We start from the raw sequence: 10,124 nt of genomic DNA on the forward strand, positions 1-10,124 counted from the left end.
CGTATCCAAGCTGTCGTAAACCCCTTTGGAGCGCCGTTCCAAGGGGATTGTGTGCCATTGGCACGTATTCTGCTGAATACCTCGTATACAAACCATGCCGCCTCCCGTATGCACCCTGTTACGGAAGCGCAGGCCGGTATTTCGAGGAGCCCAGCGATGACCGAACAATTGCCCAAAGGCTACAGCCCCCGCCTGTACAACAAGGACCTGGGCCCACTGCCGCAACAGTGGAGCTGGTACAACATTTTTGCCTTCTGGATGAGCGACGTGCACAGCGTCGGCGGCTATGTGTTCGCCGCCAGCCTGTTTGCCCTCGGGCTCGCCAGTTGGCAGGTACTGATCGCCTTGCTGGCGGGGATTTGTATTGTGCAGTTGGTCGCCAACCTGGTGGCCAAGCCAAGCCAGCAAGCCGCTGTGCCTTATCCGGTGATCTGCCGGTTGGCCTTTGGGGTGTTCGGCGCGAATATTCCTGCGGTGATTCGTGGCCTGATCGCCGTGGCGTGGTACGGAATTCAGACATACCTGGCGTCCAGCGCCCTGATCATCGTAGTGCTGCGCTTTTTCCCACAAATGGCGGTGTATGCAGAGCCACATTTTGCGGGCTTGTCCTACTTGGGCTGGATGGGTTTCCTTAGCTTATGGGTACTGCAAGCGGCGGTGTTCTGGACTGGCATGGAGTCTATTCGACGCTTTATCGACTGGGCCGGGCCGGTGGTGTATGCGGTGATGTTTGCGCTGGCAGCCTGGATTGTATGGAAGGCGGGTTGGGCAAATATCAGCTTCACCCTGGCGGAAAAATCACTGTCCGGTTGGCAGGCCTTTGGCCAAGTGATTGTGGCGACGGCGCTGGTGGTGTCGTACTTCTCCGGGCCGACGCTGAATTTTGGCGATTTCAGCCGCTACTGCCGCAGCATGAAAGACGTGCGGCGTGGCAACTTCTGGGGGCTGCCGGTGAATTTCCTGGCCTTCTCGCTGGTCACGGTGGTGATTGTTTCGGGCACCTTGCCGGTATTTGGCGAAATGCTCCACGACCCGATCGCCACCGTTTCGCGTATCGATAACAGCATGGCCGTGCTGCTCGGCGCCTTTGCCTTTGTCACGGCGACTATCGGGATCAATATTGTCGCCAACTTCGTGTCCCCTGCGTTCGACTTCGCCAACATCGCGCCGAGCAAAATCAGCTGGCGCGCCGGCGGGATGATCGCCGCGGTCGCGTCGATCTTCATCACGCCGTGGAACCTGTTCAATAACCCGCTGATGATCCACTACACCCTCGACATCCTCGCGGCCTTCATCGGGCCATTGTTCGGGATACTGCTGGTGGACTTCTACCTGATCAAAAAGCAGAAGATTGATGTGGACGCGCTGTTCGATGACAGCCCGAGCGGGCGCTATTACTTCGACGGAGGCGTGAACTGGACGGCGGTCAAGGCGCTGGTGCCGGCGACGCTGGTGGGCGTCGCGATCACCTTCACCCCGGCGCTGCAAGGGATGGCCAACTTTGCCTGGTTTACCGGCTGCTTCCTGGGAGGGCTGTTTTTCCTGGTATTGGCTCGCCGGGAGCAGGTGCGCGTGCCGACGTCGCTGGTCGCCAACTGACCAATACCGTGCCCGCCACTACCAGGCCAGCGCCTGCAATGATCAAGGCCGGTTGCAGGCCGCCGCTGGCGTGGCTGCTCGCCGACGCCAGCAGCGGGCCGCACAATTGGCCGATGGCGAAGCTGGCGGTCAGCAACCCGGTGCTGCGTTGGTAGCCGTGTGGCGCCACTTCACGCAGGCGCGCCATCACCAACTGCATGCAGGCCAGAAATGGCCCGCCGCACAGCAAAACCCCCAGTGCCAAGCCCCAGCCATTGCCCAGCAAGCAGGCGAACACCCCGGCCGCTTGCAGCCACAAGGTTGTCATCAGCCAGCGGCGGGTAGTGTGCGGGTCCTTGCTGCGCAGGCTCGCGACCACCACGCCTATCGCTGCGGCCAGGCCAAAGCAGGGCCAGAACAGATCCGCCTGCCAGGCGCCCTTGAACTGCGCGCTGGCCATCTGAGACAGGAAGGTCGCCGGGATGATGTAACCCAGGCCGTACAGCACGTAGATCCAGCACAGGTGGGTGATGTTGCCGTTTTTGACCACGTCGGTGTGGCTGGCAATGGGCGCGCCGGCGGCGGAAGGCTTGGGCAGGAACGGCAGGATTGCCAGCAACATCACCAGCGCGACCACGCCATACACCAGCCACAGCGTCGAAGAATCTTGCCCCAGCAGGTTGGAGCCCAGCGCGAGTAAACCCGTCAGCAGAATCCCCAGCCCCGGCCCGGCAAACACCAGGGCGCCCAGGCGAGGGCGCCCGGCGGCGATCGCCAAGGGCTGGCTCAAGCTGGTGATCATCACCAGTGCCCAGGCACTCGCGACGCCGGTACCAAAGCGCAGCAGCAAATGTGGCCAGAACCCGTGGGCCCAATACGACGCCAGGGTCAGCAGCACACACAACCACAGCCCGCCATACAGGCGCCCGCGCACATGGTGATGGCTGCGGGCGAAGATCGAATCCACCGCGCCGACGAAGTAGCCCAAGTAGTTGGCGGCGGCGATCAGGCCCGCGCCGGTCAGGTCGATCTGGCCTTCGCTGAGCAAATGCGGCATTTGCGGGGTGAGGGCGAAGCGGCCAATGCCCATGGCCATCATCAGGGCGATAAAGCTGGCGAGTAAGCGAATCAGGGGTGACATGGTCAGTTTCCTGCTGGGTAGCGAATGACCCTCAGGCTAAAGCGGATTGACTTTCTGTAAAAATGAATAATAGTGAGTAACTTGTTCAGTTTTGGAGAAAGGTATGGAGTTCAGTCAATTGCGCATTTTCCAGGCTGTGGCGGAAGAGGGCTCCATTACCCGTGCAGCCGAACGCCTGCACCGCGTGCCGTCAAACCTGTCGACCCGGCTCAAGCAGATGGAGGAGCAACTCGGCGTCGAGCTTTTCGTGCGCGAGCGCCAACGCTTGCAGCTTTCTCCTGCGGGCAAAGTACTGTTGGACTACAGCACGCGTCTGCTGGCGCTGCATGACGAAGCCCACGGCGCCGTGCAGGGCGGGCAACCGGCCGGTGATTTTGTGGTGGGCAGCATGTACAGCACGGCGGCGGTGCATCTGCCCAAACTGTTGGCGCGCTATCACAAGGCGTATCCGATGGTGAACCTTCAGGTGCAATCGGCACCCAGCGGTGAACTGCTCGAAGGCTTGATCACCGGTCGTCTTGACGCTGCTTTTGTGGACGGCCCCATCACCATCGCCTCCCTGGACGGCGTGCCCCTGTGTGAAGAGCGCCTGGTGCTGATTTGCGAAGCCGATCATCCGCCGGTACGCGGCCCTCAGGACGTCGCCGGGCGTTCGGTGTTCACGTTCCGCCGCAGTTGCGCGTACCGCGCGCGCCTGGAAACCTGGTTTTCTCACGAGCGCGTGGCCATGGGGCGCGCCATCGAGATTGAGTCCTATCAAGGCATGCTCGCCTGCGTGATTGCCGGTTCGGGCGTGGCGTTGATGTCCGAATCCATGCTCGACAGCCTGCCCGGCAAGGACAGCGTGTCCGTTCATCCCCTGACAGGGCCTTTTGCTACGGCGACCACCTGGCTGATGTGGCGAAAGGGTATGCTCGGCGCTAACCTCAATGCATGGATCGACCTGCAGCAGGAAGGCACCGCCGAGTTCTTGCAGGACGCACGCGCGATTGCTTGAACGATCCGTCAGGATTTGGATCAATTCAGTAATAGTTCGTTGTGGTTTCGTTCAAGCATTGCGTAGGACTTAGGGCTACTATCTGTAGGAAGCGGCGACATTTGCATGAAGCATCACAGCTACGTCGATCAGCATTACCCTCAAAGGGGGCACACCATGAAAGAGAAAATTCAAACCTGGCTCCATGACCTCGGCGTTGCGCTGGGCTTGATCGAGCCTCCGCTGCAACCAGTGCCGATCCGCACAGATGACGAACAGCGTCGTCCACGTCGTCGGTAAGTCCTGACGCGCTCACTCGATCGTCGATTTGATTGTGTGGGCGCTAATGGAATGGATTATTGATCGGGGCCTGTTCGGTGCCCTGTGAACTGTGCGCAACCCTTTCTTTTCCCTTCATCTCTCTCTGAAAGTCTGACGAATAGAACTTCGGCGTCGGCCCCTTCCTGTTGTTTTGCCATCTGGTTTTTCGTCGCCCACCCTTCTGTATTTTGCCTTCATATGAATCTCGGAATCGGACTACCGGTTTATCAGAAGCGGCTGGATTATTTAATTCCAACCATGAGCATAGTTTGAGTTTCGTTAGGGAAAAACGACGCTAAGTCCACTCAAGGTCGAGGGATTTGCTCAAGCGAGGCAACGTTCTCGGACCCCATTCAAGAGCACTTCCGTCACTCCCGAACTTTATTGAACGCCTCCTCTGGGGAGGGATTAATAAGTCAGAATTGTCGGAGACAACGCCATGACGCGCTCTTCCGTTCCGCCAGTCGTTGCGTCACTCATTGCCACCGCCGGAAGTGTCTTGCATATCGCACCTGCGTCGCGAGGGTGGAAGGCTGAGGCACCCAGCAACGTCGTGTTTCTGCCGCCGACACTGAGCAAACACACATTGCTCATGCAGATTGGACTGCTGCGCCCATCAACAATCATTGCTGGAGACCAGGCCATAGATGCAGACGTCATTGAACAGTGGCGCGTATCTCACCCCTTTGGAGACCTTCAGTTGGTCCGCAGAGGTACGAGCCTGGATAAGGTGCGGCTGGATCTTTGTGAGTCCAACCACATTCGGGTGATCAATACGCCAGGGGTCAATGCGCCGCATGTCGCAGCCTATATCGCGCACTGGCTGACACTGTCCGATGGCTCCATTCCGCTTGATATTCGCGTACTGGGATACGGCAACGTGGGTAAAGAGCTTGTCAAATTACTGCTTGAGCGAGATCCGAACGTCCGCATTAAGGTGTTGGGGCGCCGTCATCCAGCGCCGGACAGTTCAGGGAACGTTTTTTTCCACAGTAGAGTTTCATTTGTGGGCGACTGGTGTGAGGCACTGGAGGGGGCCCAGGCTGTCGCCCTATGTGTATCGTTGAACCGTGAATCCGTTCAGCGCATTGATCGAACCCTCATACAGCGTATGTGCAAACAGGCTCGGCTGGTCTGTGTCGCCAAACCGGATGTCTTCAGTGATGATGCGTTGCGGGCCCTGGCAACTGCTGAAGGCATCCAGCTTGTAGTGGACTACGGGCCCAGCACATTGGATGCATTTCGGATTCGCACCCACGTGCTCGGCTGCGATGTCTCCACCTGGTGCACACCTGCGACGCTGACGACACAGGCCGCAACCACCGAAGCCTGCCATCGCGATCTTGACTATGCGGTCGCGGTTCAACTGAGCTTGACGGCCTTGCACGGTATTGTCCGGCGCAAAACGGCCCAGTCTTTGAGAATTCCCTCCCGGCAGGTATGCGCGAGTGCGCCGCGCGTGTCGATCATCGGCAGAGGTATCAATGGCCTGTTCCAGGCCGTTTTGTTCCGTCTCGCGAATTATCAGGTCATCGTCTACGGCGGGAATCAGCCGAGCGATGGAGCCAGTCATAAGCAGGTGAACATGCGTCATCTCTCAGCAACGGAGACGACTGCAAGGCCTCTGCACAACGACTATTTAACGCCTGGTAACCAACACTTGGCCGTTGAGTGCAATCGCGCAGGTATTGAGCTATTTGAAAAGCTCCTGGCTGATAACCCGTCGCTGGCCCAATTCGCGCAGTCACGCATTGTGCGAGCCTGTAGGGACGAGGCCAGTGGCGTGGAAACTGCAATCCGCGAGCAGCGCGATATTGAAAGCAGGCCATGGCCAAGCCTGGAATTCAGCCATCTTATGGATGAGTTAGCAGCGTTATTGCAGCGCGCTGGCGTTCAGTTTCTGCCCCACTGTCTGAACACTGTCCAAATTGCCGAGCTGAGTAAAAAACACTTCGTCGTGACTGCCATGGGCGTAGAAGAGCCGGAGGTCATCGCGATCATCGGCTGGTTTTTCAAATTGCGCGCGGTCGGTAATGAAGGTGCTGGAATGCGCGGACTCCAGCTGCAGTACGATTTGCCCATCGGGGTCATGAATTGCCGCTTGGACGGGGATCATATTCTGGTCTCTGGCGGGCAAGTTCCGCCTGATTCAACGCCTGAGCAGAAGGAGCAGATACTGGCGGCGTGTATGGCCGCTGTTTCTCGGCACTTTCCACAGTCCTACCGCAGGGCGGTCGACAGTGGGGAGTTGCACATTATCAACTGTGCCAGGCCCCGTACCCTGGATGGACTCTCGATAGTTTGTTGGTCCGCCTACAACCGAATCGTGGCCGGGGCAACGTATGCCGGAGGCACCACACAGGGTTTGGTATGGGCTTCTTTGGTCCAGGAGATCATCCAGGCTAGAGCGTCTGCGGCTTCGGCAATGTATTCGGAATAAAAAAACGGGTGCGACATCCGACGTCGCACCCGCTGAAGAAACCGCTCTACACCCTGTTATTGCTCAAACCGCCCGCGCCACCGAGGCCTCGGGGCGTGGCGACACCAAGCTCACCAGCACAAAACTCACCAACCCTACCGCCAGGCTGTAGTAGATCGGCGTGTTCGCGTCCAGGCCGTCCTTGAACATGAACACCAGCGCGGTCACAAAGCCCAGCGTCATGGAGGCGATGGCACCCGAGGTGGTTGCGCGTTTCCAGAAAATCGCGCCCATCAGCGGGATCAGCATGCCGCCCACCAGCAGGTTGTAGGCCAGGGTCAGGGCGCTGATCACGTCGTTGACCACCAGGGCGATACCGAGCACGGCAATCCCCGTCAACATCGTAAACAGGCGGTTGATGTTCAGGCTCGACTGTTTACCACCGCGCAAACGCGGCAGCAGGTCTTCGGTCAAGACGGTGGAAGCGGCGAGCAGGCCGGCGCTGGCGGTGGACATCATCGCGGCCAGTGCAGCGGCAATCACCAGGCCGCGGATGCCATCCGGCAGCGAGGCTTTGACGATGGCGGCGAAGGCGTTGTTGACGTTGTCCAGGTTCGGCAGCAGTACATGCGCCGCCATGCCGATCAGCGCGCAGGCCAGGCCGTAGAGGATGCAGTAGAAACCGGCGAACGTGCCTGCGTACTTGGCGACCTTTTCGTCACGGGCGGTGAACACGCGCTGCCAGATGTCCTGGCCGATCAGGATGCCGAAGAAGTAGATCATGAAGTAGGTGATGATCGTGTCCCAGCCGATTTCAGTGAAGCTGAAATTCGACGCGGGCAGCTTGGCCACCAGTTGGTCCCAGCCGCCGACGCGGTACAGGCAGATCGGCAGCAGGATAAACATCAGGCCGACGGTCTTGATCACGAACTGCACGATATCGGTGAGGGTCAGCGACCACATGCCGCCGATGGTCGAATACACCACCACCACGCCACCGCCCAGCAGCACCGAGATCCAGAACGGCAGGCCGAACAGCACTTGCAGCACGGTGCCGATCGCGAGGATCGAGGTCACGCCGATCATCAGCGCGTAAGCCAGCATGATCACGGCACTCGCTTGGCGGGCCATGGGGTTGTAGCGTTTTTCCAGCACTTGGGTGACGGTGAAGATCTTCAGCTTCAGCAGCGGCTCGGCCAGGAACAGGTTCAGCGCAATGATCCCCATGCCCAGCGCGGCGCACAGCCAGAAACCGGAGATGCCGTGCACATACCCCAGGCGCACGGTGCCGACGGTGGACGCGCCGCCCAACACCGTCGCGGCCATGGTGCCCATGTACAGCGTCGGGCCGAGGTTGCGACCGGCGACCAGATAGTCTTCGTGGGTCTTGGCGCGGCGCATGCCGTAGTAGCCGAGCACGAGCATGCCGGCGGCGTAGATGAGTACGACGAATAAATCCAAAGCCATGACGGCGGGTCTCCGTTTATCTTTTTTATGAGGATCAGGCGGCGTGTTGCAGTGCCGGTTTGACGCGCGCATCCATGCGCTGGCTGCGCGGGTCAGTCGGCCCATAGACGGCAGCCGGTTCCGGGAACAGGCGCAGCAAGCTCAGGTACACCACCGAGGCCAGCCCCAGCGTCACCGGCAAGCTGATATCGATGCCATCGGCGAGGTTGCCCAATGGCCCGACAAACTGCCCCGGCAGGTTGACGAAACACAGGCCGACCAGCGCACTCGGGATCCACGCGCCCAGGCCACGCCAATTCCAGCCATGGCTGAACCAGTAGCGGCCGCCGGTTTCACCGCGGGTGAACACTTGCAGGTCGTCCGGGCAGTAGAAGCCGCGGCGGACGATCAGGCCGATGATCATCATCACCATCCACGGCGTGGTGCAGGTGATGATCAGCACGGCGAAGGTCGACACGCTCTGCACCAGGTTGGCGGCGAAACGTCCGATAAAGATGAAGGCAATCGACATCACGCCGATCAGCAACGTCGCCTTGACCCGTGACAGCAGGCGTGGGAACACGCTCGACATGTCCAGCCCCGTGCCATACAGCGAGGTGGTGCCGGTGGACATGCCGCCGATCACCGCAATCAGGCACACCGGCAGGAAGAACCAGTTCGGCGCCACCGCCAGCAAACCGCCTACGTAGTTGTTGGCCGCGATATAGTCCGGCGCCTTGATCGCGACAATGGTCGCGGTAGCCAGGCCGAACAGGAACGGGATCAGAGTGGCAATCTGCGCGGCAACCACCGCCAGCATGATGCGCATTTTCGGCGTCTCACGCGGGATGTAGCGCGACCAGTCACCGAGGAAGGCACCGAAGGAAATCGGGTTGCTCATGGCCACCAGCGCTGCGCCAATGAAGGCTGCCCAAAAGCCGGTCTGGCCCAGGGCGACGGTGCCGGCGAAGTGGCTGTCGAAAGCCGGGGCGAAGGCGAAAATGCCCAGCAGGAACAGCAGGCTCGCGGCCCACACGGCAATGCGGTTGACCCACAGCATGAAGCGAAAGCCGTAGATGCACACGGTCAGCACGAGCATGGCGAACACGCCGTAGGCCAGGCCCAGGGTCAGGTCGGTTTCCGGCAGGCCGATCAGACGTTTCGCACCCCCTACCAGCGCATCACCTGAACTCCACACTGACAGTGAGAAGAAGGCAATCGCCGTCAGCAGTGACAGAAACGAGCCGACAATCCGTCCGTGCACGCCGAAGTGCGCACCGGAAGACACCGCGTTGTTGGTGCCGTTGATCGGCCCGAACAGGCCCATGGGCGCCAAAATCACAGCACCCACCAGCACGCCCAGCACAATCGCCCAGACCCCGGCCTGGAACGACAACCCGAACAGCACCGGGAAAGAACCCAGCACGGCGGTGGCAAAGGTATTGGCACCGCCGAAGATCAGGCGGAACAGGTCCTTGGGCCCGGCAGTGCGTTCGTGGTCCGGGATCTGTTCGACCCCGTTGGTTTCTATGGTGCGAATACTTTTTTCGTTGTTTTTATTATTCATGATCAGCTCCGATCACATTGGCTAAGGGGGCGGCAGCCCTTCCGGCATTGCGGACAAATGTTCGTGACAGGCCAGCCACAGGCCTTGTTTTTGTTGTGTGCCAGACCCTTGTCGTGTGAAGACAATGGTCTCGCGCTCCTGGCTATTGAATTGCTCCCCGTTCATGCGCAGCTCGGTGGCCACGTCATGGATGAAAATCGCTACGTCGCCTTGCAGGCTGACAAAAGCGTTGCTTGAGGTGCAGGACAGCACCTCAAACCCCTCGTCCTCGCGCCAGCTGTCCCATAACGCCTGGTAGGCATCGCGGCTGAGCAGCGGCTGGGGGAGGGTGTAGAACACAAAGCTGGCGTCGGCCGTGAACGCGCCGAAGTACGCGGCGCGGTCATTGCGGGCGAAGGCGGACACCAGGTCGGCCGCGGCTTGCAGCACCTCGACCGTGCTCATCAGCGGTGCGCCACGCCGGGCAGTACGCAGAGCATTTCGTACAGCAGGTTGGCGCCGAGCAACGAGGTGTTGCCGGTGGTGTCGTAAGGCGGCGAAACTTCTACCAGATCACAACCAATCAGGTCGAGGCCCTGGCAGCCGCGGATGATCTCGATCGCCTGGATGGTGGTCAGCCCGCCGATTTCCGGGGTGCCGGTGCCAGGTGCCCAGGCCGGGTCGATGCCGTCGATGT

At 60.1% G+C, this 10,124-nt stretch carries 9 protein-coding genes; 4 read left to right on the forward strand and 5 right to left on the reverse strand.

All coding sequences use genetic code 11. The annotated features are described in order from the left end of the window. The first annotated feature begins 156 nt into the window (after positions 1-156). Positions 157-1,599, forward strand: coding sequence for an NCS1 family nucleobase:cation symporter-1 (locus WBB95_RS00775; protein ID WP_424485853.1), 1,443 nt, complete (start codon positions 157-159; stop codon positions 1,597-1,599). Here WBB95_RS00775 and WBB95_RS00780 read toward each other — a convergent pair. Next, positions 1,511-2,719 carry an MFS transporter gene (locus WBB95_RS00780; RefSeq protein ID WP_424485854.1) on the reverse strand — a complete coding sequence of 403 codons (1,209 nt, stop codon included), beginning with the start codon at positions 2,717-2,719 and terminating at the stop codon, positions 1,511-1,513. The genes WBB95_RS00775 and WBB95_RS00780 overlap by 89 nt on opposite strands. A 103-nt stretch (positions 2,720-2,822) precedes the next feature. Here WBB95_RS00780 and ptrR point away from each other — a divergent pair, with 103 nt between their 5' ends. From ptrR to WBB95_RS00795, 3 genes are all read left to right on the forward strand, one after another. Continuing rightward, on the forward strand, positions 2,823-3,716 hold the full coding sequence (gene ptrR, locus WBB95_RS00785; protein WP_424485855.1) for a putrescine utilization regulator PtrR: 894 nt from the start codon (positions 2,823-2,825) through the stop codon (positions 3,714-3,716). Positions 3,717-3,872: 156 nt separating this feature from the next. Further along, positions 3,873-3,995 (forward strand): PA1414 family protein, encoded by a 123-nt coding sequence (locus WBB95_RS00790; protein ID WP_017737772.1) that lies wholly within the window; start codon positions 3,873-3,875, stop codon positions 3,993-3,995. A gap of 460 nt (positions 3,996-4,455) precedes the next feature. Continuing rightward, the gene (locus WBB95_RS00795; RefSeq protein WP_424485856.1) at positions 4,456-6,456 is read left to right on the forward strand and encodes an amino acid dehydrogenase; all 2,001 of its coding nucleotides are present in this window, start codon (positions 4,456-4,458) and stop codon (positions 6,454-6,456) included. A 63-nt stretch (positions 6,457-6,519) separates the two neighbouring features. Here WBB95_RS00795 and WBB95_RS00800 read toward each other — a convergent pair whose 3' ends face one another. The 4 genes from WBB95_RS00800 to WBB95_RS00815 form a co-directional block, all read right to left on the reverse strand. Then, positions 6,520-7,902 (reverse strand): sodium:solute symporter, encoded by a 1,383-nt coding sequence (locus WBB95_RS00800; RefSeq protein WP_424485857.1) that lies wholly within the window; start codon positions 7,900-7,902, stop codon positions 6,520-6,522. 34 nt (positions 7,903-7,936) lie between these two features. Then, positions 7,937-9,448 (reverse strand): purine-cytosine permease family protein, encoded by a 1,512-nt coding sequence (locus WBB95_RS00805; RefSeq protein WP_424485858.1) that lies wholly within the window; start codon positions 9,446-9,448, stop codon positions 7,937-7,939. Positions 9,449-9,469: 21 nt separating this feature from the next. After that, positions 9,470-9,892 carry a YybH family protein gene (locus WBB95_RS00810; RefSeq protein ID WP_424485859.1) on the reverse strand — a complete coding sequence of 141 codons (423 nt, stop codon included), beginning with the start codon at positions 9,890-9,892 and terminating at the stop codon, positions 9,470-9,472. Next, positions 9,892-10,124 (reverse strand): arginase family protein (locus tag WBB95_RS00815; RefSeq protein ID WP_424485860.1); only part of this gene is annotated, 233 nt, incomplete at its 5' end. The genes WBB95_RS00810 and WBB95_RS00815, both read right to left, overlap by 1 nt.

Source organism: Pseudomonas sp., assembly GCF_049645325.1.
In the GTDB taxonomy this organism is placed as follows: Bacteria; Pseudomonadota; Gammaproteobacteria; order Pseudomonadales; family Pseudomonadaceae; genus Aquipseudomonas.

Coding starts and splice junctions, on each gene's coding strand:
- WBB95_RS00800 (WP_424485857.1), bottom strand. CDS start 7,902: ATGGCTTTGGATTTATTCGTCGTACTCATCTACGCCGCCGGCATGCTC.
- WBB95_RS00790 (WP_017737772.1), top strand. CDS start 3,873: ATGAAAGAGAAAATTCAAACCTGGCTCCATGACCTCGGCGTTGCGCTG.
- WBB95_RS00780 (WP_424485854.1), bottom strand. CDS start 2,719: ATGTCACCCCTGATTCGCTTACTCGCCAGCTTTATCGCCCTGATGATG.
- ptrR (WP_424485855.1), top strand. CDS start 2,823: ATGGAGTTCAGTCAATTGCGCATTTTCCAGGCTGTGGCGGAAGAGGGC.
- WBB95_RS00775 (WP_424485853.1), top strand. CDS start 157: ATGACCGAACAATTGCCCAAAGGCTACAGCCCCCGCCTGTACAACAAG.
- WBB95_RS00805 (WP_424485858.1), bottom strand. CDS start 9,448: ATGAATAATAAAAACAACGAAAAAAGTATTCGCACCATAGAAACCAAC.
- WBB95_RS00810 (WP_424485859.1), bottom strand. CDS start 9,892: ATGAGCACGGTCGAGGTGCTGCAAGCCGCGGCCGACCTGGTGTCCGCC.
- WBB95_RS00795 (WP_424485856.1), top strand. CDS start 4,456: ATGACGCGCTCTTCCGTTCCGCCAGTCGTTGCGTCACTCATTGCCACC.